The sequence below is a fragment of the Enterobacter sp. 3U4 genome (genome assembly GCF_057224565.1).
On the sequence record NZ_CP136665.1, the window covers coordinates 1,657,924 to 1,681,965 of the forward strand.

General features: G+C 54.3%; 26 protein-coding genes. 18 read left to right on the plus strand and 8 right to left on the minus strand.

Annotated features, from left to right (window positions below; all coding sequences use genetic code 11):
- The first annotated feature begins 449 nt into the window (after window positions 1-449).
- The 8 genes from RVY89_RS07820 to RVY89_RS07855 all read left to right on the plus strand — a co-directional run bounded on the left by RVY89_RS07820 (window position 450) and on the right by RVY89_RS07855 (window position 6,988).
- Complete coding sequence (locus RVY89_RS07820; protein ID WP_004150795.1) at window positions 450-635, plus strand: con-10 family general stress protein; 186 nt, start codon at window positions 450-452, stop codon at window positions 633-635.
- A gap of 94 nt (window positions 636-729) precedes the next feature.
- Window positions 730-1,224: a YciE/YciF ferroxidase family protein gene (locus tag RVY89_RS07825; RefSeq protein ID WP_023311678.1), complete on the plus strand. Its 495-nt coding sequence runs from the start codon at window positions 730-732 to the stop codon at window positions 1,222-1,224.
- Between the two features lie 23 nt (window positions 1,225-1,247).
- Window positions 1,248-1,451 (plus strand): hypothetical protein, encoded by a 204-nt coding sequence (locus RVY89_RS07830; RefSeq protein ID WP_013096662.1) that lies wholly within the window; start codon window positions 1,248-1,250, stop codon window positions 1,449-1,451.
- 25 nt (window positions 1,452-1,476) lie between these two features.
- Window positions 1,477-1,983, plus strand: coding sequence for a ferritin-like domain-containing protein (locus tag RVY89_RS07835; protein WP_014883791.1), 507 nt, complete (start codon window positions 1,477-1,479; stop codon window positions 1,981-1,983).
- A 17-nt stretch (window positions 1,984-2,000) separates the two neighbouring features.
- On the plus strand, window positions 2,001-2,873 hold the full coding sequence (locus RVY89_RS07840; protein ID WP_008502274.1) for a manganese catalase family protein: 873 nt from the start codon (window positions 2,001-2,003) through the stop codon (window positions 2,871-2,873).
- Window positions 2,874-2,940: 67 nt separating this feature from the next.
- Window positions 2,941-4,344, plus strand: coding sequence for a cytochrome ubiquinol oxidase subunit I (locus tag RVY89_RS07845; protein WP_484827429.1), 1,404 nt, complete (start codon window positions 2,941-2,943; stop codon window positions 4,342-4,344).
- Complete coding sequence (gene cydB, locus RVY89_RS07850; RefSeq protein WP_484827430.1) at window positions 4,344-5,354, plus strand: cytochrome d ubiquinol oxidase subunit II; 1,011 nt, start codon at window positions 4,344-4,346, stop codon at window positions 5,352-5,354. The genes RVY89_RS07845 and cydB overlap by 1 nt, the downstream gene beginning before the upstream one ends.
- Window positions 5,355-5,362: 8 nt before the next feature.
- Window positions 5,363-6,988, plus strand: a complete 1,626-nt coding sequence (locus tag RVY89_RS07855; protein WP_484827431.1) for an alpha-amylase family protein — start codon at window positions 5,363-5,365, stop codon at window positions 6,986-6,988.
- Here the strand turns inward: RVY89_RS07855 and RVY89_RS07860 are convergent, their stop codons facing one another.
- The 4 genes from RVY89_RS07860 to RVY89_RS07875 are packed head-to-tail and all read right to left on the minus strand — an operon-like array spanning window position 6,989 to window position 9,482.
- Window positions 6,989-7,975: an SDR family oxidoreductase gene (locus tag RVY89_RS07860; RefSeq protein WP_484827432.1), complete on the minus strand. Its 987-nt coding sequence runs from the start codon at window positions 7,973-7,975 to the stop codon at window positions 6,989-6,991.
- Between the two features lie 17 nt (window positions 7,976-7,992).
- A complete protein-coding gene (locus RVY89_RS07865; RefSeq protein ID WP_484827433.1) occupies window positions 7,993-8,511 on the minus strand; it encodes a 2-oxo-tetronate isomerase in 519 nt (172 codons plus the stop codon).
- 11 nt (window positions 8,512-8,522) lie between these two features.
- Window positions 8,523-8,969 (minus strand): DUF421 domain-containing protein, encoded by a 447-nt coding sequence (locus RVY89_RS07870; RefSeq protein WP_484827434.1) that lies wholly within the window; start codon window positions 8,967-8,969, stop codon window positions 8,523-8,525.
- Window positions 8,970-8,978: 9 nt separating this feature from the next.
- A complete protein-coding gene (locus RVY89_RS07875) occupies window positions 8,979-9,482 on the minus strand; it encodes a hypothetical protein (protein WP_484827435.1) in 504 nt (167 codons plus the stop codon).
- 138 nt (window positions 9,483-9,620) lie between these two features.
- Between RVY89_RS07875 and RVY89_RS07880 the strand changes: the two genes are divergently transcribed.
- The 4 genes from RVY89_RS07880 to RVY89_RS07895 all read left to right on the plus strand — a co-directional run bounded on the left by RVY89_RS07880 (window position 9,621) and on the right by RVY89_RS07895 (window position 14,702).
- Window positions 9,621-10,010, plus strand: coding sequence for a YdeI family stress tolerance OB fold protein (locus RVY89_RS07880; protein WP_484827436.1), 390 nt, complete (start codon window positions 9,621-9,623; stop codon window positions 10,008-10,010).
- A gap of 64 nt (window positions 10,011-10,074) precedes the next feature.
- Window positions 10,075-10,959, plus strand: coding sequence for an SDR family oxidoreductase (locus tag RVY89_RS07885; protein WP_045910502.1), 885 nt, complete (start codon window positions 10,075-10,077; stop codon window positions 10,957-10,959).
- 181 nt (window positions 10,960-11,140) lie between these two features.
- A complete protein-coding gene (locus tag RVY89_RS07890) occupies window positions 11,141-12,064 on the plus strand; it encodes a LysR substrate-binding domain-containing protein (protein WP_371898046.1) in 924 nt (307 codons plus the stop codon).
- Between the two features lie 256 nt (window positions 12,065-12,320).
- Window positions 12,321-14,702, plus strand: a complete 2,382-nt coding sequence (locus RVY89_RS07895) for a glucose/quinate/shikimate family membrane-bound PQQ-dependent dehydrogenase (RefSeq protein WP_484827437.1) — start codon at window positions 12,321-12,323, stop codon at window positions 14,700-14,702.
- Window positions 14,703-14,791: 89 nt separating this feature from the next.
- Here RVY89_RS07895 and RVY89_RS07900 read toward each other — a convergent pair whose 3' ends face one another.
- The 3 genes from RVY89_RS07900 to RVY89_RS07910 form a co-directional block, all read right to left on the minus strand.
- A complete protein-coding gene (locus RVY89_RS07900; protein WP_484827438.1) occupies window positions 14,792-16,483 on the minus strand; it encodes a methyl-accepting chemotaxis protein in 1,692 nt (563 codons plus the stop codon).
- Between the two features lie 160 nt (window positions 16,484-16,643).
- Window positions 16,644-17,762 carry an S-(hydroxymethyl)glutathione dehydrogenase/class III alcohol dehydrogenase gene (locus tag RVY89_RS07905; RefSeq protein WP_021242543.1) on the minus strand — a complete coding sequence of 373 codons (1,119 nt, stop codon included), beginning with the start codon at window positions 17,760-17,762 and terminating at the stop codon, window positions 16,644-16,646.
- A 31-nt stretch (window positions 17,763-17,793) separates the two neighbouring features.
- Window positions 17,794-18,069 carry a metal/formaldehyde-sensitive transcriptional repressor gene (locus RVY89_RS07910; protein WP_008502288.1) on the minus strand — a complete coding sequence of 92 codons (276 nt, stop codon included), beginning with the start codon at window positions 18,067-18,069 and terminating at the stop codon, window positions 17,794-17,796.
- A gap of 230 nt (window positions 18,070-18,299) precedes the next feature.
- Between RVY89_RS07910 and RVY89_RS07915 the strand changes: the two genes are divergently transcribed.
- From RVY89_RS07915 to RVY89_RS07935, 5 genes are all read left to right on the plus strand, one after another.
- Window positions 18,300-18,668: a hypothetical protein gene (locus RVY89_RS07915; protein WP_484827439.1), complete on the plus strand. Its 369-nt coding sequence runs from the start codon at window positions 18,300-18,302 to the stop codon at window positions 18,666-18,668.
- Window positions 18,668-19,171 carry a YqhG/Tai3 family protein gene (locus RVY89_RS07920; RefSeq protein WP_484827440.1) on the plus strand — a complete coding sequence of 168 codons (504 nt, stop codon included), beginning with the start codon at window positions 18,668-18,670 and terminating at the stop codon, window positions 19,169-19,171. Before RVY89_RS07915 ends, RVY89_RS07920 begins: the two co-directional genes overlap by 1 nt.
- Before the next feature lie 63 nt (window positions 19,172-19,234).
- Window positions 19,235-20,101: an AraC family transcriptional regulator gene (locus RVY89_RS07925; RefSeq protein ID WP_484827441.1), complete on the plus strand. Its 867-nt coding sequence runs from the start codon at window positions 19,235-19,237 to the stop codon at window positions 20,099-20,101.
- A 220-nt stretch (window positions 20,102-20,321) separates the two neighbouring features.
- A complete protein-coding gene (locus tag RVY89_RS07930; protein WP_484827442.1) occupies window positions 20,322-20,990 on the plus strand; it encodes an epoxyqueuosine reductase QueH in 669 nt (222 codons plus the stop codon).
- A gap of 119 nt (window positions 20,991-21,109) precedes the next feature.
- Window positions 21,110-21,382, plus strand: a complete 273-nt coding sequence (locus RVY89_RS07935; protein WP_045910495.1) for an ElaB/YgaM/YqjD family protein — start codon at window positions 21,110-21,112, stop codon at window positions 21,380-21,382.
- A gap of 27 nt (window positions 21,383-21,409) precedes the next feature.
- Here RVY89_RS07935 and RVY89_RS07940 read toward each other — a convergent pair whose 3' ends face one another.
- Complete coding sequence (locus RVY89_RS07940) at window positions 21,410-22,873, minus strand: EAL domain-containing protein (RefSeq protein WP_484827443.1); 1,464 nt, start codon at window positions 22,871-22,873, stop codon at window positions 21,410-21,412.
- Window positions 22,874-23,149: 276 nt separating this feature from the next.
- Between RVY89_RS07940 and RVY89_RS07945 the strand changes: the two genes are divergently transcribed.
- A complete protein-coding gene (locus RVY89_RS07945) occupies window positions 23,150-24,034 on the plus strand; it encodes a MarR family transcriptional regulator (protein ID WP_484827444.1) in 885 nt (294 codons plus the stop codon).
- Window positions 24,035-24,042: the final 8 nt, after the last annotated feature.

A 24,042-nucleotide genomic window follows, 5' to 3' on the forward strand; every position in this document is an offset into this window, starting at 1 on the left:
ATCTTAAGACGACAGTGGTTAAACCGTGTGCTACTGGCCCCTGAACAGCGCCGAACGGAACCGCCCTTTCTACCTGAACGCTTTTATCCAGGATTTTCCTTATAATTATTTAGGGTTCCGCTTTCTAGCTATAAAGGAGTATTTTTTGCCTTTCTACTGACTGCAAATTAACCAATTTGAGCACGCCGTAATTATTCCCTCATCTTTCAAATTTTTAGTTCGAAGTTAGGATTAATCCGAATGGATGTTTTCAAGTCCTTCCTGCTTATCCATATTTCCATTTTAAGCGAAGCGCAAATTTACAAACATTTAAAAATAACGCAACCGCAAATAGCAAACCGCATTTGACGGATGACGCACAGCGACTAGAGTTATTACTCGAACGACGAGTGATACGGAATAATTTCGTATCGTACTGACATAACCAATATATGACTATGAGGTTTAATATGGCAGAGCATCGTGGTGGTTCCGGTAATTTCGCTGAAGACCGTGAAAAAGCATCAGAAGCTGGACGTAAAGGTGGCCAGCACAGCGGTGGTAATTTTAAAAACGATCCGCAACGCGCATCTGAAGCGGGTAAGAAAGGGGGACAGAACAGTCACGGCGGAGGCCGTAAGTCTGATAACTCCTGATCTTATTTAGTACTCTTTTAATAAAACCAGAGAGCATGCTGCGGGCTGAATAGCTCGCAGTACCCTTTCTTTATTTTACCGGAGCGTAATTATTATGAATATGAAAAGTGTTGAGGATGTATTTATTCATCTTCTGTCGGATACCTACAGCGCAGAAAAGCAGCTTACCCGCGCGCTGAGCAAGCTCGCCCGCGCCGCGTCCAGCGAGAAGCTGAGCGCAGCCTTTACCGCACACCTGGAAGAGACGCAGGGGCAGATTGAACGTATTGACCAGATCGTCGAGCAGGAAGACGGTATTAAGATCAAACGCATGAAGTGCGTGGCAATGGAAGGCTTAATTGAAGAAGCCAACGAAGTTATCGAGAGCACGGAAAAAAATGAAGTGCGTGATGCCGCGTTAATTGCCGCTGCACAAAAAGTTGAGCATTACGAAATAGCCAGCTACGGTACCCTTGCCACATTAGCAGAACAACTGGGCTATAAAAAAGCCGTTAAACTTCTTGCCGAAACGCTGGAAGAAGAAAAAGAGACCGACCTTAAACTCACCGACCTGGCCGTTGGAAATATTAACCAAAAAGCGCAGAAATGACGCAATAACACAGGTTAAATAAAATGAGCATCAGTCCCAGGACAATTAAACGGTGCCATTTAACGGCAGCCATAATATGGTTCATTCTCGCTATCCCTTCCGTAATATGGTGGAAGAACAGCGTGCTTTGGGTCATTATCATCAGTATTTACGCCAATATTGTCGGCCATTTATCTGGCTACAGCGCCGCACGTGCCGATCAGGCTGCTGAAAGTGAGACCAAATAAGCGAACCCCTAAAGAGGATACATTAATGAATCACGTAGAACACTACCATGACTGGCTACGCGATGCCCATGCGATGGAAAAGCAAGCCGAATCAATGCTGGAATCCATGGCCAGCCGTATCGATAATTATCCTGATGTTCGCGCCAGAATTGAACAGCATATTAATGAGACAAAACGGCAAATTACATTGCTGGAGGAAATCCTCGATCGTAATGATATTTCTCGTTCGGTCTTAAAAGACTCAATGAGCAAAATGGCGGCGCTGGGTCAATCCATCGGCGGCATGTTCCCTTCTGATGAGATCGTTAAAGGCTCCATCAGCGGCTATGTCTTCGAACAGTTTGAAATCGCCTGCTATACCTCCCTGCTGGCAGCGGCCAAAAAAGCCGGGGACACCGCTTCGATACCCGCTATTGAGACGATCCTCGCAGAAGAACGTGAAATGGCCGACTGGCTGATTCGCCATATCCCGCAAACGACGGAACAGTTCCTGCTGCGCTCAGACGCATCGGGTGTCGAAGCGAAAAAATAATCCACAGGAGAGTGCCTATGTTTCGACACGTCAAGCAGCTGCAATATACGGTTCGCGTCGCCGAACCCAACCCTGGCCTTGCCAACCTTTTACTGGAACAGTTTGGCGGGCCGCAGGGCGAACTGGCCGCCGCCTGCCGGTACTTTACGCAAGGGCTGAGCGATGACGATCCGGGCCGCAAGGATATGCTGATGGATATCGCGACCGAGGAGCTAAGCCATCTCGAAATCATCGGTACCCTGGTCGGCATGCTGAATAAAGGTGCCAAAGGCGCGCTGGCGGAAGGGGTCGAAAATGAGGCTGAACTGTATCGGTCCATGACCGAAAACGGCAATGACAGCCACATCACCTCCCTGCTCTACGGCGGAGGTACCCCGCTTACCAACTCGGCGGGCGTGCCCTGGACGGCGGCCTACGTCGACACCATCGGCGAGCCGACGGCGGACCTGCGCTCAAACGTGGCGGCCGAGGCCAGAGCGAAAATCATCTATGAACGGCTGATCAACGTGACCGACGATCCCGGCGTTAAGGACGCGCTGGCGTTTCTGATGACGCGTGAGGCGGCGCATCAGCTCTCCTTTGAGAAGGCGCTGCAGTCCATCCGTAATAATTTCCCGCCGGGAAAACTGCCGCCAATCGAGGAATTCACCAACAAGTACTACAATATGTCTGAAGGTGGAGAGGTTCGCGGAAGCTGGAACAGCGATAAACATTTCGATTACGTTGAGTCCCCCCAGCCTGCGGTGGACGGCGGCGATGGCAGTGCCAGCGTAACGCTCACGACCGAACAGGCAACCTTGGTCAAGGCGATGTCTGCCCGCACTAAATCCGATCCACATTCCGATCCGCTGACCGGCGCCGAGCTGGGTGCCGGAAAGACTAAACCGTAATCGGTTTGCCGGGCAGCACTGAACTGCCCGGCAATTCGCGTGCCCCATCGTCTCAGAGGTACGGACCATGTTCGAACTCGATGCATTTCATCTGGCCAGAATTCAGTTCGCTTTTACCGTCTCGTTCCACATCCTGTTTCCCGCGATCACCATCGGTCTCGCCAGCTATCTGGTGGTGCTGGAGGGCATGTGGCTGCGCACCAAAAACGACGTCTGGCGATCGCTATACCATTTCTGGCTAAAGATATTTGCCGTTAACTTCGGCATGGGCGTCGTTTCCGGGCTGGTGATGGCGTACCAGTTTGGCACCAACTGGAGCGGGTTCTCCCAGTTCGCAGGCAGCATTACCGGCCCGCTTCTGACCTATGAGGTCTTAACCGCCTTCTTCCTGGAGGCCGGATTCCTCGGCGTCATGATGTTCGGCTGGAATAAGGTCGGTCCGGGCCTGCATTTCTTTTCGACCTGCATGGTGGCGCTCGGCACGCTGATGTCGACCTTCTGGATCCTTGCCTCAAACAGCTGGATGCACACGCCCCAGGGTTTCACTATCGAAAACGGGCAGGTGATCCCGCAGGACTGGCTGGCCATCGTCTTTAACCCCTCCTTCCCTTACCGTCTTATTCATATGGCTATCGCCGCGTTTCTCAGCAGCGCACTGTTTGTCGGCGCGTCGGGCGCATGGCATCTGCTGCGCGGTAACGATACGCCCGCCGTTCGCACCATGTTTTCGATGGCGATGTGGATGGCGCTGCTGGTCGCGCCCATTCAGGCGGTGGTGGGTGATATGCACGGCCTGAACACGCTTGAGCATCAGCCGGCAAAAATTGCCGCCATTGAGGGTCACTGGGAAAATCCCCCCGGCGAGGCCACCCCGCTGCTGCTGTTTGGCCTGCCGGATATGGAGGAGGAGCGCACCAAATACGGACTGGAAATCCCCGCGCTCGGCAGCCTGATCCTGACGCACACCCTGGACAAGCAGGTCCCCGCGCTGAAAGACTTTCCGAAAGAGGATCGCCCAAACTCGACCATCGTTTTCTGGTCGTTCCGCGTGATGGTCGGGATGGGACTGCTGATGATTACCCTTGGTCTTATCAGCGTCTGGCTGCGCTATCGCCATCGACTTTACCACTCGCGCCCGTTCCACTGGTTTGCCCTGTGCATGGGGCCAGCCGGGCTGCTGGCGCTGCTCGCCGGCTGGGTGACTACCGAAGTGGGACGTCAGCCATGGGTCGTCTATGGCTACCTGCGCACCATCGACGCGGTATCGCTGCACAGCACGCTGCAGATGAGCATCAGCCTGCTGGCGTTCTTTGTCGTCTACTCGTCCGTGTTTGGCGTGGGCTATGTTTACCTCATCCGGCTGATTAAGAAAGGGCCGCAGCCTGTCGATACGCTGACGTCAAACACTTCGGGCACGCCAGCCCGTCCGCTGTCTGCCGCTGAGTCTGTTCCGGAAGAGGAGAGAATCTGATGGGCATCGATATCTCAGTTATCTGGTTTGCCATCATCGTCTTTGCCACGCTGATGTACATCATCATGGATGGCTTTGATTTGGGCATCGGCCTGCTGTTTAACTTCGTGGGCGATGCGAAAGAGCGCGATGTGATGGTCAACAGCGTAGCGCCCGTCTGGGACGGCAACGAGACCTGGCTGGTGCTCGGCGGCGCGGGTCTTTTCGGCGCGTTTCCGCTGGCCTATGCGGTCATTATTGATGCGCTGACGATCCCCCTCACCGCGATGCTGATTGGCCTCATCTTTCGCGGCGTCGCCTTTGAGTTCCGCTTCAAAGCCACGCCGTCGCACCGCAAATTCTGGGACTACTCCTTTGCAGGCGGCTCTCTGCTCGCTACCTTCAGCCAGGGCGTGGTGGTGGGCGCCGTGATCAACGGCTTTGACGTGGAGGGCCGACGTTTTGTCGGCTCCGCGCTGGACTGGCTCACCCCCTTTAACCTCTTCTGCGGCATCGGTCTGGTCGTCGCCTACACGCTTCTGGGCACCACCTGGCTCATTATGAAAAGCGAAGGCGCGCTGCAGGTCCGCATGCGCGAGCTGACCCGCCACGTGCTGCTGGCGCTGATGGTGGTTATCGCGGTGGTCAGCGTCTGGACGCCGCTCGGCTGGCAGTACGTCGCCGACCGCTGGTTTACCTTACCCAACTTCTTCTGGTTCCTGCCGGTTCCTCTGCTGGTCGGGATCTTCAGCGTGCTGATCTGGCGCCTGACCCGCAATCCGGCCAGCCACGCGCGCCCTTTCCTGCTGACGCTGGGGCTTATTTTCCTCGGGTTTAGCGGGCTGGGCATCAGCCTCTGGCCGAACATAATTCCGCCGCGCATCACCCTGTGGGAAGCCGCGGCACCGCCTGCCAGCCAGCTGTTTATGCTGGTAGGCACGTTGCTGATTATTCCGGTGATCCTGGTGTACACCGCCTGGAGCTACTACGTCTTCCGGGGCAAGGTTTCGGATACTGAAGGCTATCACTGAGGAACGCTATGACGGACTTGCATACACGAGCCATTATTTACCAGATTGATACCGCACTCTTTTATGATTTGAACGGCGATGGCTGCGGGGACATCGCCGGGATAGCGGCCAAGCTGCGCTACATTCGCCGGATGGGGGCGACGGTTATCTGGATCACCCCGTTTTACCTCACGCCCTTTCTCGATGAAGGCTATGACGTCAGCGATCATCTTCAGGTGGACCCCCGCTTCGGAAAGCTGGCCGATATCATTGCCCTTATCGAACAGGCCCGCGAGCTGGGCATGCAGGTCATTATCGAGCTGCTAATCCAGCACACCTCCGACGCGCATCCCTGGTTCCAGCAGGCCCGCCGCAACCCGGCGTCACCCTATCGTGATTATTACCTCTGGTCGGATAGCGACGAGGACGATACGCCCCCCATGTTCCCCGGCGTGGAGAAGAGCATCTGGAGCTGGGACGACGAGGCGGGACAATACTACCGGCACATGTTCTATCGCCACGAGCCGGATCTGAACCTCACCTCGCCCGCGGTGCTGAAAGAGATTGAGAATATCATCCTCTTCTGGCTCAAGCTGGGCGTGTCGGGGTTCCGCCTCGATGCCGCGTCCCACCTCACCACGCAGGCGGGAAACGGTGATGAAAAAAAGGGGCTCTGGATCCTCGAACACATGCGGCGTCTTATCGAAGAGCATAATCCGGAGGCGATCCTGCTGGGTGAGGTGGACGTCGAGGTGGAGGCCTATCAGGACTACTTCGGCAATAACGATCGCCTGAATCTGGTGCTCAATTTCTGGCTCAACAAGTATTTCTACGTCAGCCTGGCCCGCAAAAGCGCCCGCCCGCTGCGCAAGGCGGTGAAAAAGATGATCGTCCCGCCTGACTCCTGCTGTTTTGCCAACTGGCTGCGCAATCACGACGAGCTGGATCTGGAAGGCATCAGCCAGAAAGACAAACAGTTTGTCCTCGATACCTTCGCCCCTGATGAGGAGATGAACGTCTATCAGCGCGGGATCCGCCGCCGCCTGGCGCCGATGCTCAATGGCGATAGGAAGCGGCTGGCATTCTGTCATGCGGTGCTGTTTTCCCTGCCGGGTGTTCCGGTGATGCGCTACGGCGACGAGATCGGCATGGGTGATGACCTCGATCTGGAGGAGCGCTACGCCGTCCGCACGCCGATGCAGTGGGCGGGATCGCAAGGGGGCGGTTTCTCAGCGGCCGATCCGGGCAAATTTATTGCGCCGATTATCGACCACGGCCCTTATCGCTATCAGAAAATCAACGTCGCCGATTCGCTGCTCCACCGCAACTCGCTCCTGCACCGGATCATTGATATCGCCAATACCCGCTCGGAGTTTCCCGAAATCGCCGTTGCGCCCTTTCGGCTCCTCACGATCGATAGTGACGCGGTGCTGGGGATCTATTACGAAACCGAAGAACGCAGCATCCTGACGTTTGTTAACTTCAGCGACCAGCAGGTACGGTTCACCGTCAAGGGGATCCGCAACGCCACCTGGACCGCCTGTCTCGCGGACAAACGCTACGATGACGCGCTGGTTTGCGGTAAAACCGTTGAGCTCAGCCTTGGCGGCTACGGCTATCGCTGGTTCTGGACGCACCGCAGCGCGCTGCGCTGATTACGGTTTCCGGCGGGTTAGCAAACGCGTTAATACAAGCCCCGCCACCGCCAGCCCCCCTAACGCCACTTTGCCCGGCATACCGGAGGTCACGGACGTCGCGCGGGTTTTCGCTTCGTGAGTGAAACGGCCATGGATTTTGTGCAGGTCGTTAACCGGCTGGTCAAGATAGTCCCGGCGGTCCGGCGCGTTCAGATCGTCGGTCATCTGACCTTCCCAGGCTTTCTTCACCATCAGCCGGTCAAGAAAGCCCGGAAAGAGGAACTGCCCGACAATCGACTGAATGGTGCTGCTGCCAACCCACAGCTCGCGCACCGGCTTTTGCGCCACCCTGAAGATGGCGCTGGCGGCGACTTCTGGCTCGAAAACCGGCGGCACCGGGCGCATGGCCCAGGCGAACTTGTTCCTTGCCCATTCAAACTGCGGCGTGTTAAGCCCCGGCATCTGCACCATCGAAAGCTGAACGCGGCTGTTCTCATGCATCAGCTCGGTACGCACCGCATCGGTAAAGCCGCGGATCGCCGCTTTGGCCCCGCAGTAGGCGGACTGCAGGGGTATGGAACGGTAGGCCAGCGCGGACCCTACCTGGATAATCACGCCCCTGTCGCGCGGAACCATAAGCTCCAGCGCCGCGCGGGTACCGTTCACGTAGCCGAGGTAGGTCACCTCAGTCACGCGCCGAAACTCGTCCGGCGTAAGGGTGCGAAACGGCGCCAGCACGGCCCCCATGGCATTATTCACCCAGACATCAATCGCGCCGAGGCGATACTCAATCTCGTTAGCCGCATCCACCACCGCCTGACTGTCGGCGACGTCCGCCTGTACGGCGTGTGCATTTACGCCGAAGCGGCGCAACTCTTCCTGGGTAGAATGCAGGCTTGCTTCATCGCGGGCGATGAGGCCGACATCGTAACCTGCTTTAGCAAAGTGCAGCGCCGTGGCTTTTCCCACGCCCGCCGTCCCACCGGTAATCACTATGACAGCCATAGAACCTCCACGTGAGTTTATCCGTTATGCCCGTCCGACAATGCTGTTACCAGCTCGGCCAGCGAAAAATGCACCGCTTTTTCCACTACGTCCTGACAGTCTCCGGAAAACAGTACGGTGCGGGTTTTCGTCTCACCGCGGATGTTCCACGCAAAGCAGACCGTCCCCGCCGCCGTGCCGTCGTCGCCCCCTTCCGGACCTGCGTATCCGCTGATGGCGATGCTGATATCCGCCTGGGCGATGTCGCGGATGCTGGCGGCCATCTCGGTCACCGTCTGCTCACTGACGGCGGTATAGCGCGCGAGCGTCTCAGGACGAACGCCGAGGATCCGCGCTTTGGCTTCGTCGCTGAATACGACCAGGCCAACATCATAAAAATCGGCCGTGTTCTCTTCGGCACAGAGTGCTACCGAGAGCTTTCCCCCGGTACAGGATTCCGCCGTGGTTAAGCGAAGCCCGAGATCGGTTAATTTGCTCGCCAGTTTTTTCGTCAGTTCACCCACGGTATAATTGTTGTCGTGAAAAAGATTGCTCATCTTTTCGCCTCTTATTTCTCGAAAGGAATGATTGAAATATGCCCATTGCGTTCAAGTATGGCATATTTAATTTCACTCATTTGCGTGATGCCATTATTCTGGCGCGCCGACACCAGAATATCCTCACACGACACGTCGACTTTTTTAATTTTATCTGATAAAGGTACGCCGTTCTCAACCAAAATGACGGGAGTGCCATCCAGAATATTCTCCACAGGAGAAAAATATTTCTTCAGCAGGCCAAATATAATATCCACCACCACCAGCGTGGTAATGGTTATCATCGCACCGGTGACGGAAAAATCTTGTCCGAGAAGCGCCTGCTGAGTAGCTTCACTAATTATCAGGAGCAGAATGAGATCGAAGCTGGTCATCTGCAGCAGCGCGCGCCGCCCGGCCACTTTAAATACCACCACGAGGAACAGATAAATCGCCAGCGCTCGAAAGACCATATCCATATCAGCCTCCTAGGGGTAAATAAATTGCCAGAGGGTTATCTCCGGCTCGTTGTTTACACGAACGGTCGTGTTCCATTTACCGGCTCTCGAAGGCGTGGTGAAGAGTAACACCGCGAAGCGGTCTGATTTTTTCAGGTTGTTATAGACAAAATAGAGGGTCTTGCCACGGCTGAACATGCTGTCAGGCTGCGGCCAGACGCTGCCGGGCTCGTAAACATCGCTGCTCTCGCTGGTCATGCTGAGAACATACTTTCCCTCTGTTTGCACCGGGAACGCCAGCTCCATTCGCGTCTCCGTCTCCCGTCGGCCAAACCGTTCATAGCTTATGGCCAGTGATTTAGCGGAATTGGTTTTGACCGTATCGCTGACCCAGCCGCTTGAAAACAAACCGGCAATCGCCGCGATGATTATAGCCAGCAGAACAATAAAACCTACCTGACGAAACGCGTATTCAAACGTCAGCAAGCGATAACTCTCATCTATCCCGGGCAACTTTTCATTTTCACGCTTCATGGTCATCGTCACCGTTTCGCTTATTATCCGATAAGTTTGATTTCTCACGCGAATCTTTTTAGGACTTATCACATTTGCCACATAAAGGAATAGCAACAATACTTAATAAGTCAAGACACGCAAAATGAAGGATATCGGATGAAATTATCACTTATTTCCGCTTTATTGATATTTCTGATTCCAGCCGCATGGGCTGATAATAACGGCGGGTTACAAAAGGGCGAAGCCCCGCCGCCACCGCATGCGCTGGATAGCGGATATCGCGGAACCGACGACGCGCGTATTATGACCATCGATCAGGCCAAACAAATGCACGACGGTGCGACAATTTCATTACGCGGTAATCTTATTGACGGTAGCGGCGATAAGTTTGTATTTCAGGATAAAACCGGAAAAATCGACGTTATTATTCCCCAGGCAGTCTTTGACGGCAGAACGGTAAAACCCGACCAGATGATCAGTATCAACGGTTCGCTTGATAAAAAATCATCCCCTGCCGTCGTCCGTGTCGATCGTTTGCAGAAATAATTCAGCGAAGCGTTAACGCTGCAGTTATCCATCAAATCTCACCCCTTGGCTTAAGGAGTCAGCTATGAGTGATACCAAACAACGTACGAACGCTTACCCGCAGCCCCCGTTCCCGGAACAGCCACAAACGCCACCGGGACTGGCATCCGAAATGCAGCCTGTACCCGACCACGGGGAAACCAGCTATAAAGGGCACGGCCGCCTGGCGGGCAAAAAAGCCCTGATCACCGGCGGTGACTCGGGTATTGGTCGCGCTGTGGCAATCGCCTATGCCCGTGAAGGCGCTGACGTGGCCATTAACTACCTGCCTGAAGAGGAAAAAGACGCCGCTGAGGTCATCGACCTGATCAAAGCCGAAGGGCGGAACGCCGTCGCGCTGCCGGGGGACGTCCGGGACGAAACCTTCTGCCAGAATCTGGTCGAAGAAGCCGTCTCGAAGCTGGGCGGGCTGGATATTCTGATCAACAACGCCGGACGCCAGCAGTTCCGTGAATCGCTTGAAGAGCTGACCACCGAAGATTTTGACGCGACGTTTAAAACCAACGTGTACGCGCCTTTCTGGATTACGAAGGCGGCTCTGCGCCACCTGAAAGCCTCATCCGTTATCATTAATACCTCCTCCGTTCAGGCCGTGAAGCCCAGCCCGGTGCTGCTGGACTACGCCCAGACTAAGGCCTGTCTGGCGGTATTTACCAAATCCTTAGCCAAGCAGCTGGGTCCGAAAGGCATTCGCGTCAACGCGGTCGCGCCTGGTCCCTACTGGACGGTGCTGCAGTCCAGCGGCGGCCAGCCGATGGAAAAAGTTAAAGAGTTTGGCGGAGATACGCCGCTGGGACGTCCGGGTCAGCCCGTCGAGATTGCCCCGCTGTACGTCACGCTGGCCTCGGATGAATGTTCATTTACGTCCGGCCAGGTGTGGTGTTCTGACGGCGGAGACGGTGTGATCTAACCGCTTAGCCCTTCCCCCTCAGTAATGAGCAATAAATGAACAAGGACGTTCGCTCTTATTCCCCTGCCGAAAAACATGTTGTAACTCAAACAGATCAAATGTTAAAAATATTTTGCTATCAGGTTATCAAAATTAAACAACTTAACTTGTCACCCGCATCGCTCTGTTTTTAACATCGCCTATGGAAAAAAATGGTCTGTTCAGTCAGCGCATACGCTTGCGCCATTTGCATACATTTGTGGCCGTCGCTCAACAGGGAACGCTGGGGCGTGCGGCTGAAACTCTCAACCTGAGCCAGCCTGCGCTCTCGAAAACCCTCAACGAGCTGGAACAGCTGACCGGCGCCCGTCTTTTTGACCGCGGTCGGCTGGGGGCGCAGCTTACCATCGTGGGCGAACAGTTCCTCACGCACGCCGTTAAGGTGCTGGATGCGCTCAATACCGCAGGCCAGTCCCTGCACCGAAAAGAAGAGCAATCCAGCGAGGTGGTGCGCGTGGGTGCCTTGCCCACCGCGGCGCTCGGCATTCTTCCGCCGGTGATTGGCCAGTTCCACAAGCAGCAACGGCATACCACGATTCAGGTTGCCACCATGAATAACACCATGCTGCTCGCGGGGCTGAAATCGGGCGAGCTGGATATCGGTATCGGCCGCATGTCCGACCCTGAGCTGATGGGCGGCCTCAATTATGAACTATTGTTCCTGGAGTCCCTGAAGCTGGTGGTTCGTCCCGATCACCCCCTGCTGCAGGACACGGTTACGTTAAGCCGCGTGATGGAGTGGCCGGTGGTGGTTTGCCCGAAAGGGACCGTCCCGCGCCAGACCGCTGAAACCTTGCTGCAAATGCAGGGATGTACGCTGCCCTCAGGGTGCATCGAAACGCTGTCAGCCTCGCTTTCACGCCAGCTCACGCTCGATTATGACTACGTCTGGTTCGTCCCCTCCGGGGCGGTAAAAGATGATTTGCGCCAGGGCACGCTGACCGCTCTCCCGGTAACGGCCCCCGGCGCCGGGGAGCCTATTGGTATTTTGACCCGGGTAGATACCCCGCTTTCCACGGGCGCACAAACGCTTCTGAGCGCCATCCGCAAATCGATGCCGGTTTAAAACCTTTTCGCCCCTCTCCCTAACCCTCTCCCCTCAGGGGCGAGGGGTCTGTCCTGTGCGTTAATCAAATAATGCGGAATAAATCATTAACAATTGCGTAAAACAATTTAACAGTTTTATCATAGCGGTGAATTCACCAAATGGTTCGCAAATTATTTGATATAAACGAATTCACCTGTATCAATCATCATTCCCACCGCATTTATTACCCAACTGGTACATACCCGACACGGCGGGGGGAGCAAAGGAGAGAGAAATGGCATTTGGCAGCGCGCCGCGCGGGATACCTCGTATTCTGCAGTGGCTTCTTGCCGGACTGATGATGCTCATCGGTCTGGCCGTCGGCGGGTTGGGCTTTAAGCTCGCCACCGTGGGCGGAAGTAGTTACTTCCTTATCATGGGCGTGGTAATGGTGATTGCCGCGATCCTGATTTTCCTTAACCGCACCAGCGGGATCGTGCTTTACGGCATCGCGTTTATTGCCTCGCTGTTCTGGGCGGTAAGCGATGCGGGCTGGGATTTCTGGCCGCTCTTCTCCCGCCTGTTTACCTTTGCCGTACTGGCGTTCCTGTGCGCCATCGTCTGGCCTTTCCTGCGCACGGCAAACCACACTGCACCGAACAAATCGCCCGCTTTTGGCGTCGCGGCGCTGCTGGCGGTGGCCATGCTGGTCAGCCTGGGCTGGATGTTTAAGCCGCAAACCCTCGTGGCAGCGAACGAACCCGTTCCGGTGAAACCCGTCGCTCCCGGTGAGCAGCAAAAAAACTGGGAACACTGGGGCAACACCACGCACGGCGACCGTTTCGCCGCGCTGGACCAGATTAACAAGCAAAACGTCAGCGACCTGAAAGTCGCTTGGGTTGCGCACACCGGCGATATTCCGCAGAGCAACGGCTCGGGCGCGGAAGATCAGAACACGCCTTTGCAGATTGGCGACACGCTGTACGTCTGTACGCCGTACAGTAAAGTGCTGGCGCTGGACGTGGATTCCGGTAAAGAAAAATGGCGTTATGATTCCAAAGCCACCGCGCCTAACTGGCAGCGCTGCCGCGGTCTGGGCTATTTTGAAGATCATGCAAACGTGACGTCGTCACAGACCGGGACCTCGCCAGCGGCATGCCCTCGCCGCCTGTTCCTGCCCACTACCGATGCCCGCCTGATTGCCATCAACGCGGATAACGGCAAGGTCTGCGACGACTTTGGCGACCATGGTACGGTGGATCTGAGCGTCGGCATGGGTGAGATTAAGCCCGGATATTATCAGCAAACCTCTACGCCGCTGGTTGCCGGGAACGTTGTCGTCGTCGGCGGTCGCGTCGCGGATAACTACTCTACTGGCGAACCGCCGGGCGTGGTGCGTGCCTACGACGTTCACACCGGTAAGCTGGCGTGGGCGTGGGATCCGGGTAACCCGAACCTGACCGGCCTGCCGCCGGAAGGCCAGACCTACACCCGCGGTACGCCGAACGTCTGGTCTGCGATGTCTTACGACGCCAAACTGAACCTGATCTACCTGCCTACCGGCAACGCCACGCCAGACTTCTGGGCGGGTGAGCGTACCGCGCTGGACGATAAGTACAGCTCCTCCATCGTCGCCGTCGACGCGGCCACCGGTCAGGTGCGCTGGCATTTCCAGACCACCCACCACGACCTGTGGGACTTCGACCTGCCTTCCCAGCCGCTGCTGTACGATCTGCCAGACGGTAAAGGCGGCACCACGCCTGTGCTGGTGCAGACCAGCAAGCAGGGCATGATCTTCATGCTTAACCGCGAAACCGGCAAGCCGGTGGCGAAGGTAGAGGAACGCCCCGTTCCGGCGGGTAACGTTGAAGGTGAACGCTACTCCCCAACCCAGCCGTACTCCGTAGGCATGCCGATGATTGGCAACCAGACGCTTACCGAGTCCGACATGTGGGGGGCGACGCCTGTTGACCTGCTGCTGTGCCGCATTCAGTTTAAAGAGATGCGTCATCAGGGCGTCTTCACCCCGCCGGGTCTCGACCGTTCCCTGCAGTTCCCTGGCTCTCTCGGCGGGATGAACTGGGGCAGCGTCTCCGTTGACCCGAACAACAGCCTGATGTTCGTCAACGATATGCGCCTGGGTCTGGCAAACTATATGGTGCCGCGCGCGAACGTGGCGAAAAACGCCAGCGGCATCGAGATGGGGATTGTTCCAATGGACGGCACGCCGTTCGGCGCGATGCGTGAACGTTTCCTGTCACCGCTGGGCATTCCGTGCCAGAAGCCGCCGTTTGGCACCATGTCAGCAGTCGACCTGAAAACCGGCAAGCTGGTGTGGCAGGTCCCTGTCGGCACGGTAGAAGATACCGGTCCGCTGGGCATTCGCATGCACATGCCAATCCCAATCGGTATGCCGACCCTGGGCGCGTCGCTCTCTACCCAGTCCGGTCTGCTGTTCTTTGCCGGTACCCAGGATTTCTACCTGCGCGCGTTTGATACCGCCACCGGGAAAGAAATCTGGAAAGACCGCCTGCCGGTTGGCAGCCAGTCCGGCCCGATGACCTACGTGTCGCCGAAAACCGGTAAGCAGTACATCATCATTAACGCCGGTGGCGCCCGCCAGTCGCCGGATCGCGGTGATTATGTTATCGCGTACGCGTTACCCGATAAGAAATAAGATGTGAAAAAGGGACCGAAAGGTCCCTTTTTTGTAGGTCAGATTTTGTAGGTCGGGTAAGCGAAGCGCCACCCGACACTGCTGGCAACTCAGAACGTCTCCCAGTTATCCCCGGAAACCGTCGCCGCCGGGCGCAGCGGTGCGTTCTGCGCCACCGGCGCAGCCGTCACCACGCGGCCCTGCTTTGCGCCGCTCAACCGAAACGCGCCAACCGCCTCGGTCAGACGCGCGCCCTGTTCTTCCAGAGACGCCGCCGCCGCGGAGGCTTCTTCCACCAGCGAGGCGTTCTGCTGGGTCACTTTATCCATCTCAGAAATCGCCTGACTCACCTGCACAATACCGCGGCTCTGCTCATCGGACGCCGCCGCGATCTCCAGCATGATGTCGGTAACGCGTTTCACCGCGTCGACGATCTCATTCATGGTGTTACCGGCGGCAACAACCTCGCCGGAGCCTTGGTCGATCAGCGATACCGATTCGTTGATCAGGCTTTCGATCTCTTTTGCGGCATTCGCACTGCGGCTTGCCAGGGTGCGTACTTCACTTGCCACCACGGCAAATCCGCGCCCCTGTTCACCCGCACGGGCCGCTTCTACCGCCGCGTTGAGCGCCAGGATATTGGTCTGGAAGGCGATGCTGTTAATCACGGCGGTGATTTCAGAGATCTTCTTCGAGCTGCTGGAGATATTGCCCATAGTTTTCACCACGCCGGAGACCATCTGGCCCCCTCGGCTGGCTTTACCGGAGGCGTCTTCCGCCAGCTTGCTGGCATGATGGGCGTTATCGGCGTTCTGCTTCACCGTCGCGGTCAACTGTTCCATGCTCGCGGCGGTTTGCTCGATGGCGGCAGCCTGCTGCTCGGTGCGGGAAGAGAGATCGGTGTTACCGGCAGAAATTTCGCTGGTGCCACGGTAGATTTCCTCTGCCCCCTGACGTACGGTGCCCACGGTGGTTTCAAGGGAGTGCTGCATGGTTTGCAGATCGCGCGTCAGGCGACCAATTTCGCTGCGCCCCGCCACGTCGTCCGGCATCGTCAGGTCGCCCCTGGCGATATTCTCGATACGTTTCGCTGCACGCTGCAGCGGATTGATTACCGTGCGGCGCAGCACGACAAAGGTCATCGCCGTCAGCACCAGCGCCAGCGCAAACGCGCCCACCATAAACATCAGGCCCAGCTGCGTGCGGCTATGCGCCTGCGCCGTCAGCGCGTTAGCACGGTCGGTACGGATCTTAATCGCCTTCAGCAGCACGGCGTTATAGGCGTCATCCAGCGGGCGCGCGGTTTCGTTTTCATGGTTGATGATCGCTTCGAACATGCCGTTTTTGGCGAATTTCAACATCGGCTGCATGCCTGCGATATAGGCGTCGTAACGCGCCTTGAGATCCGCGTCCAGCGCTGCGCCCTCGGCGGTGCGCACGGCGCGATTCATGTAGGCGGTAAAGCTATCCTGAGACTGCTTAATGCGCGTTTCCGCCTCGCTGATGTTCTGCTTCATCGCATCCATCTCCGCGATACGGCTTGCCGCACCGGCGTGGATCAGGTTGATACGCGCGGTTCGCAGATGGTTTGAGCTGTTCGACAGCCCCATACGCACCTGAATTTCGGCTGTGACATCCTGCTGATCGCGATCGGCCTGCAGCAGGAAATAGCCCGCAAGACCCGAGCTCAAGGCAAACAGAAGAATAATGCCACCGAGAATGGAGGAAAACAGCGGAACCAGCCTGATGTGATGCAAGAAGCTCAGCTTGCGCTGCGCCAGCATCGAAGTAGTGTTGTCCATGACCGTCGACTCTCTTGTAGGTAAGATGCGTAAAAACACGCCTGTTAAATAGTCATCGGCACGGCAGGGATTTAGATTACGGCTAAAAACGCCGCACTGGTCACACTTTAGAGAAGATTATTAAAGAAGTGCCAGCGGCGAAAAACCGCTGGCAGAAGAGTTACTTGTCGCCGAAATGGATAACGGTACGGATGGATTTTCCTTCGTGCATCAGATCGAAGGCCTCGTTGATCTGCTCCAGCGGTAAACGGTGGGTGATGAACGGGTCGAGCTGGATCTTGCCGACCATCGCATCTTCAACCATACCCGGAAGCTGGGTACGGCCCTTCACGCCGCCGAACGCGGAACCGCGCCACACGCGCCCGGTCACCAGCTGGAATGGACGGGTTTTAATCTCCTGACCCGCACCGGCCACGCCAATGATAATGCTCTCGCCCCAGCCCTTGTGGCAGCACTCCAGTGCGGAACGCATCACGTTGACGTTGCCGATACACTCGAAGCTGAAGTCCACGCCGCCGTCGGTCATCTCAACGATGACGTCCTGAATCGGCTTCTCGTGATCTTTCGGGTTCACGAAATCGGTCGCGCCCATCTCACCCGCCAGCCTGAACTTCTCCGGGTTGGTGTCGACCGCGATGATACGCCCGGCCTTCGCCTGCACCGCGCCCTGAATTACCGCCAGGCCAATGCCGCCGAGACCGAACACCGCCACGGTATCGCCCTCTTTGACTTTTGCCGTGTTGTGCACTGCGCCAATACCGGTGGTCACGCCGCAGCCCAGCAGGCAGACTTTGTCCAGCGGCGCCTGTGGGTTTACCTTCGCCAGCGAGATCTCCGCGCAAACGGTGTATTCGCTGAAGGTGCTGGTGCCCATGTAGTGATAAACCGGCTCGCCGTTATACGAGAAACGTGTGGTGCCGTCCGGCATCAGCCCTTTCCCCTGCGTGGCGCGCACAGCCTGGCAGAGGTTGGTTTTACCGGATTTACAGAACTTACACTCGCCGCACTCCGCGGTGTACAGCGGGATCACGTGATCGCCAGGCTTCAGGCTGGTAACTCCCTCCCCCACTTCCACCACAATCCCGCCGCCTTCATGACCCAGCACCGCCGGGAAGACGCCTTCCGGATCGTCGCCCGAAAGCGTAAACGCATCGGTATGGCACACGCCGGTATGGGTGATTTTGATCAGCACTTCGCCTTTCTTCGGCGGTGCCACGTCGATTTCAACGATTTTAAGCGGCTGGCCGGGACCAAATGCAACTGCAGCGCGAGATTTCATATGCCTTCCCTTTTTTGTCAGGTATGTGGATTTATTTTAGATAAGAGCGCAATAAATGGCCGACTTCCGCCATGCGTACGGCTCGCTGATCAGGCGTGGTGTCCCCCGCTACCAGCTCATCTTTGAGGTGAATTTCAACCATTTCGCCCATCAGGCCATTGGCAGCCCCGCGCACGGCGGCAATTTGCTGCAGGATAGCCAGACAGGGATCGCCCGATTCCAGCGCGCGTTCGAGGGCATCAACCTGGCCCCGGATGCGACGGACGCGGGTAAGAATACGTTTTTTATCTTCGGGTGAATGCGGCATACGCCCTCCTGATACTATAGGGGGGTATGGTATTTAACTTTTATGTCGATGTAAACCTTCTGTTTCCGTTGCAACATCAGCACATCTATCGCATATCATCAACCAAGCGAATAAAACTTCAAAAAGAGATAATGCTCTGAAATATATAATTTTTTAATGACATCATTTGCCTAACCGGATTGTAGCTTCCGTTGTTTAGTGACGATTTCATATACAACAGGAGTTAACACATGGCATGGAACAAACACGCAGCAGCCCTGCATGCACGCCAAAATGCAGGAACTTCATCGCAAAAACGCTGTGGAGAATATACGCGTAAGGCAATACGTGCAGGTGGCGTGGATATTGGCAATGCACCTACCGCAAAAGACTATGGCAGTAACCTTGAACGGGCAGGTTTTCGAGTTTTAGGGCAAGGTGAAACATTACAGGAAGGCGATGTGGTTGTTATTCAGCCTTATGCAGGAGGTAATCCTGCGGGTCACATGGCAATTTATGACGGCACTGCCTGGTACTCTGACTTCAGACAAAGAGATATGTGGGGTGGCCCGGGATATCGCTCCTCACGCCCTGCTTACAAAATTTACAGGAAAAGCTGATGCGTTACGTTCTCTTGATGTGCCTGTTACTGACGGGATGTTCAACGCAAATGGATGAGCCGGAAAAACGTACTCATGACTTTTACGCGTTTTACCTCACTGCTTTCGTTACAGACAGCAAAGAAGATAATCTCGATTCACCAAAAATGCGTGACTATATTGCGCAAGACACGCTCTCCCGACTGCAGAAAATTTCCTCTCTCTATGAACAAGAAATTATCGGTTCTGATTATTTTACCTATACGCAAGACTATGCGGCGGAGTGGATCCCTGACCTAAGCGTAAGCAACGCGATAAACTCGGTGTCCGGAAAAGTTGTTAACGTCGAGCTGGGTGCAGGTAATGGGCAAAAACAGCGGTTAAACGTGTATCTGCGCAATGAAGACGGTAAATGGAAAATATATCGCGTCACCGATGCGAGCCATCATTTCGAACAGTATATTTTTGACGACAGGGCGATTGCTGCGGCACAACGATATGCGGCCAGTATAACTTCTCCATAATTAGCAAGATCGGTCAGGATTATGTCCATTCGGTGAGGCAAAGTGGGTCATCAGGAGGATGCAATGAACGATGCAATAAAAACGGCCTACCGCGAGCGCTTCACGATGGTGTGCGACTATATTGCCCACCATCTCGATGAGCCGCTTACGCTGGAGAAGCTCAGCGCGTTAGCCTGCTGTTCGCCTTATCATTTTCACCGGCAGTTTCTGGCATTTAGCGGTCAGCCTCTGTATCGCTATATCCAGTGGCTACGCCTGCGTCATGCTTCCTGGCGGCTGGCGTTTAATCCTCAGGATAAGGTGATTGATATTGCGCTCGATGCCGGGTTCCAGAGCCCTGAATCGTTCAGTCGCGCCTTCAGAAATGCGTTTGGAAAAAGCCCACGTCAGTTTCGGCAACAGCCGGACTGGCTGAACTGGCATCAGCGCGTACCAAAAATGACCTTTCAGGAGCAAAAAACGATGGAAGTTAAGATTGTCGATTTCCCGCAGACCCGAGTGGCAATGCTGCACCACCGTGGCAGCCCGGATCGGGTTAATGACAGCGCGTCGAAATTTATTGCCTGGCGTAAAACCACGGGCTTATCGCCAGTACACGAAAGCAGCACGTTTGGCATTGCCTGGGATGACCCGGCAACCACGCCAGCAGACGCCTTTCGTTTCGATATCTGCGGCAGTATCTCGGAACCGATACCAGAGAATGAATTTGGGGTTTCCAATGGTGAAATCGACGGCGGACGCTACGCCGTAGGGCGTCACACCGGTTCGCTGGATACCATTTCCGCCACGGTGTGGGCGATGTTTCGCGACTGGCTACCGGCCAGCGGCGAAACGCTGCGCGATGCCCCGGTATTTTTCCACTACCTCAACTTTATTCACGAGGTGCCGGAACACGCGCTGCAAACGGATATCTACCTGCCGTTAAATTGACGATCCATTACTAACCGTCTTTTCTGCCGGGTGGCACTGCGCTTGCCCGGCCTACCGTCCCGCTGGCCGCTGCGCTTATACGAATGAATTTTCGCTTCAAACGTGCGTAGAGGAAACGGTAACGCAAATATCCTGAGATCCGCTGTCTTAATGAGCTTCTCCGCAGTTTCTGAATTTATGCTACCCTTCCATAAATTTCATAAACATATCGCAGAACGCCATGACGACAGCCCCTTTTATTCGCCCACAACTTACCCTGCCAGACGGTGCCCACAAGCTGCTGCTGCACTCCTGCTGTGCCCCCTGCTCGGGGGAAGTGATGGAGGCTATCCAGGCGTCGGGCATTGAATACACGATTTTTTTCTATAACCCCAATATCCATCCGCAAAAGGAATATCTGATTCGCAAGGAGGAGAATATTCGGTTTGCGGAAAAGAACGGCGTGCCGTTTGTTGATGCCGATTACGACACCGATAACTGGTTTGAGCGCGCGAAAGGCATGGAATGGGAACCCGAGCGCGGTGTCCGCTGCACCATGTGTTTCGATATGCGTTTCGAGCGTACCGCGCTCTATGCGGCAGAAAATGGATTCAGCGTCATCAGCAGCTCGCTGGGGATCTCCCGCTGGAAGAATATGCAGCAGATCAACGACTGCGGCCAGCGTGCGGCCGCGCGCTATCCGGGTATGGTTTACTGGGACTATAACTGGCGCAAACAGGGCGGATCCTCACGCATGATTGAGATTAGCAAGCGGGAACAGTTTTACCAGCAGGAATATTGCGGGTGCGTTTATTCGCTCAGGGACAGTAACCTGCACCGTAAGTCTCAGGGGCGCCCGCTGATCCGCATAGGGAAACTGTATTACGGTCAGGATGACAATGAGAAATAACGGGTTCCCGGTATAGAGATATATCCTAAAACCGCCCTGTCAGGTGCCGAATTTAGCCTTGCGTCTCCCACATCCACAAAGAGCGGCTATCCTTTAACTATCAACAAAAGGAGGCAAAAATGTCTGATATCGGTACTGATAAAAACACCCAGTTTGCTGAAGACAAGGCAAAAAATAAATTTGATGAACTCGCAGGTTCAGCGCAGCAGCAGTTTGGTGAATTCGTCGACTCACCAAAACATCAGGTAAAAGGTGCTGCGAAAAAGTATGCCGCTCAGGCCAGCGATGCCGTTTCCGACGTCACAGAAGCGGTCAGAAATAATCCCCTTACCGGCCTCATCGCCGCGGGTGCTGTCGGTATTGTTCTCGGCCTGCTGCTGGGTAGAAAATAACAAAAGGCCCTTCGGGGCTTTATTTTACTAGCTAAACATCCTGACCATGCGATCTAACTCTTCCTCTTTCACGGCGCGCGATAAATAATACCCCTGAAAGTTTTTGACGCCCAGAGCGACTAATTTCTCAAACTTTTCCTCACTGTCAACCCCCTCTGCAATACAATCCGTTCCTGTCATGTCGCTATAAATCTGTATCGCTTTAATCAAGTTATAGTCATTGTCGTTTGCCACAAAATGCTCAACGATGTCGCGATCCAGCTTGAGGCCATCAAAATGCACCTGCCGCACCGGGAACATGGTTTGGTGGTTAGAGAAGCAGTCATCCAGAAACAAACGACACCCCGTATTGCGTAAATGCCGCATGGTTTCAGGGATCCTTTTGTCCTTCGTCACGTCAATATCCTCTGCAAATTCAAAGACCAGCTTTTCGGCCCACTGCGGTTTAAGCAGCATATCGATGGCCTTGCGTGCCATATCAGGCAAGGCATTTCCGGAAGCCAGACGAGGCGGGATATTCACAGAAAAATAATATTTCCCGTTATACTTATTAATACCTGAAACGGCGGCATGGATGACCAGCGCCGTAATTTTTAACCATATCTCATGATTTGAGATATCCGTGAGAAAGCTGGCTGGCTTGACAATTTTACCGTTTTTATTCCAGCGAATGAGTATCTCAAAACCTACCCCTTTTTTATCGCGATCGGTAATAATCTGATAGGCAGGAAATATCTCTTTTTTATGCAATGCATTGAAAATTTCTGCTTCTTTATCCGTAAGTTCCGTTTTTTGATTCCGCTGTTTAATACTTCGTTCCGCTTTGAAATTGTGCGGATCGTGTAGCCATCGCTTAATTAACCTTAATTTCAGCACACCTTCCTTACGGTGGGTATAAACCGTTTTATTCGAGAGATCCATTCTGTCGCACATTTCTTTTACGGACATTCCGCGGTAGAAATTTAGCAATACATCAATCTCTCTTCTTGTAAGCCACTTAATGTTGTCATTCGATGAAATATCCGAACTGCGCTCGCGTAATAACCGTGAGTAGTCCTTAAACCCGTTATGGTGGGTATGAAAACAGGTCATGACATCTGAAACATGCGCTAAGCGAATCAATGATAATTGATAGCGGTTATTTAAAAGACTGCCCAGCGTGCGATACAGCCAGCCATCGGGAATATCACCATACAGCGTGACGTGCCGAATGACGGGGAGTGCATTGAGTATCGATGCCAGTCGCTTCAGGCTTTCCAGAAGGTTGACAACGCCTTTCCCGAGAAACACCACGATATGCGCATTCTGATTTTTAAGGATATTTTCAATATCCTGTTGAGATGCCTCATCTCCGTTAAAGTGAATCCTGGAGGCGTGGATTCCGTATTTATGAAGGATCGAACAATATCCCTGGAATGTGAAACCGCAGGCTGAGATGACAAACTTATGTTCATCGCAAGCCCCATTTCTGAGAGAAATTTTGTGGGTCATAACCTGCTCCTGGGCTCCAAAGCGCCATTTCCATTTGAGAATGCGTAAAATTTACTGTACCTGTTGCGTAGTATAATTTTATCGTACCCTGTCTGGTTAATAAACTGTTATCAACCGAACTCACCGGAACATCTTTGCGTTAATCACCGGCGTTTAAATATACTTTTCTTTTCAAATAACCACGGCAAATGTTTTAATCTCAGGGTATAATGAAAATTCCGAAAAAGAAGACTGGATACTTCATCTATCGGTTCATTCAAATACGAGAAAAACGCTATGGATAATCACATCTCATCCAGGGCCTTGCTACATCGAAGGGATGTTATAAAGAACAATCCGCGATTCGGTGAGGCAATATTAGAGCACTACGCAATTAATGACACCATCTACAAAAAACAACCTTTGTTCTACAAGACCATGCTGCAGGAATCACGATTCAACATTATTCTCTCCATGTGTTGTTTTATTTTTGGAAATCAGGCCGAGTCAGTTTCAGAGATTAAAGAGTTATGCTCTCGCTATAAGATAGCCAGCCCCAACAGCGTCATTGCGATCATTACGATACTGAGAACCACCGGGCGCATCAAGACCTGGCGCTGTACGGAAGACCGACGTAAAACGAGAATCGCGCCAACCGAAAAAGGCCTGAATGAACTTAAGCGATATATGTCCGGCGCTTTTTTGCCCGTCAGTATTCTTTATCCGACATTCAATATTAACGTAAACCTGCTGGATAATGATATTTTGAGAAATAACTTCTTCCGCCGCGCGGCAGAATATCTTTTTCGGGGATTAACGTTCAGAAAGGTATTGCCGGAAGTGGGATTATTTATTGATAAAGATGGCGGTCGTATGATTATGCTTTATCTTTACCTGCAGGCTATGAAAAACAAATCTGCCCATGGTGCCGTCATTGAATATTCAGCCAGCATGCTCGCAAAAGAATTTTTCGTTTCGCGCATCCACGTCAACCGGATTATCAAATCGGCTCAAGAGGCGGGCTATCTGAAAGATCGGGGTGATGGTCGGCTATCGGTATACCCGGCGTTTATCGAACTCGTCGAAAATTATGCCGGTTTATATTTTGCGTATGTTACGCATTACATCAACGTTGTCCCTAAAGAGCGACGCCACGCTCACAGCGTGACGTCAACCGTATAATCCACCCG

Bases quoted from the DNA above. Each gene is read 5' to 3' on its own strand.
- RVY89_RS07820 (WP_004150795.1), top strand. From the start codon at position 450: ATGGCAGAGCATCGTGGTGGTTCCGGTAATTTCGCTGAAGACCGTGAA.
- RVY89_RS07825 (WP_023311678.1), top strand. From the start codon at position 730: ATGAATATGAAAAGTGTTGAGGATGTATTTATTCATCTTCTGTCGGAT.
- RVY89_RS07830 (WP_013096662.1), top strand. From the start codon at position 1,248: ATGAGCATCAGTCCCAGGACAATTAAACGGTGCCATTTAACGGCAGCC.
- RVY89_RS07835 (WP_014883791.1), top strand. From the start codon at position 1,477: ATGAATCACGTAGAACACTACCATGACTGGCTACGCGATGCCCATGCG.
- RVY89_RS07840 (WP_008502274.1), top strand. From the start codon at position 2,001: ATGTTTCGACACGTCAAGCAGCTGCAATATACGGTTCGCGTCGCCGAA.
- RVY89_RS07845 (WP_484827429.1), top strand. From the start codon at position 2,941: ATGTTCGAACTCGATGCATTTCATCTGGCCAGAATTCAGTTCGCTTTT.
- cydB (WP_484827430.1), top strand. From the start codon at position 4,344: ATGGGCATCGATATCTCAGTTATCTGGTTTGCCATCATCGTCTTTGCC.
- RVY89_RS07855 (WP_484827431.1), top strand. From the start codon at position 5,363: ATGACGGACTTGCATACACGAGCCATTATTTACCAGATTGATACCGCA.
- RVY89_RS07860 (WP_484827432.1), bottom strand. From the start codon at position 7,975: ATGGCTGTCATAGTGATTACCGGTGGGACGGCGGGCGTGGGAAAAGCC.
- RVY89_RS07865 (WP_484827433.1), bottom strand. From the start codon at position 8,511: ATGAGCAATCTTTTTCACGACAACAATTATACCGTGGGTGAACTGACG.
- RVY89_RS07870 (WP_484827434.1), bottom strand. From the start codon at position 8,969: ATGGATATGGTCTTTCGAGCGCTGGCGATTTATCTGTTCCTCGTGGTG.
- RVY89_RS07875 (WP_484827435.1), bottom strand. From the start codon at position 9,482: ATGAAGCGTGAAAATGAAAAGTTGCCCGGGATAGATGAGAGTTATCGC.
- RVY89_RS07880 (WP_484827436.1), top strand. From the start codon at position 9,621: ATGAAATTATCACTTATTTCCGCTTTATTGATATTTCTGATTCCAGCC.
- RVY89_RS07885 (WP_045910502.1), top strand. From the start codon at position 10,075: ATGAGTGATACCAAACAACGTACGAACGCTTACCCGCAGCCCCCGTTC.
- RVY89_RS07890 (WP_371898046.1), top strand. From the start codon at position 11,141: ATGGAAAAAAATGGTCTGTTCAGTCAGCGCATACGCTTGCGCCATTTG.
- RVY89_RS07895 (WP_484827437.1), top strand. From the start codon at position 12,321: ATGGCATTTGGCAGCGCGCCGCGCGGGATACCTCGTATTCTGCAGTGG.
- RVY89_RS07900 (WP_484827438.1), bottom strand. From the start codon at position 16,483: ATGGACAACACTACTTCGATGCTGGCGCAGCGCAAGCTGAGCTTCTTG.
- RVY89_RS07905 (WP_021242543.1), bottom strand. From the start codon at position 17,762: ATGAAATCTCGCGCTGCAGTTGCATTTGGTCCCGGCCAGCCGCTTAAA.
- RVY89_RS07910 (WP_008502288.1), bottom strand. From the start codon at position 18,069: ATGCCGCATTCACCCGAAGATAAAAAACGTATTCTTACCCGCGTCCGT.
- RVY89_RS07915 (WP_484827439.1), top strand. From the start codon at position 18,300: ATGGCATGGAACAAACACGCAGCAGCCCTGCATGCACGCCAAAATGCA.
- RVY89_RS07920 (WP_484827440.1), top strand. From the start codon at position 18,668: ATGCGTTACGTTCTCTTGATGTGCCTGTTACTGACGGGATGTTCAACG.
- RVY89_RS07925 (WP_484827441.1), top strand. From the start codon at position 19,235: ATGAACGATGCAATAAAAACGGCCTACCGCGAGCGCTTCACGATGGTG.
- RVY89_RS07930 (WP_484827442.1), top strand. From the start codon at position 20,322: ATGACGACAGCCCCTTTTATTCGCCCACAACTTACCCTGCCAGACGGT.
- RVY89_RS07935 (WP_045910495.1), top strand. From the start codon at position 21,110: ATGTCTGATATCGGTACTGATAAAAACACCCAGTTTGCTGAAGACAAG.
- RVY89_RS07940 (WP_484827443.1), bottom strand. From the start codon at position 22,873: ATGACCCACAAAATTTCTCTCAGAAATGGGGCTTGCGATGAACATAAG.
- RVY89_RS07945 (WP_484827444.1), top strand. From the start codon at position 23,150: ATGGATAATCACATCTCATCCAGGGCCTTGCTACATCGAAGGGATGTT.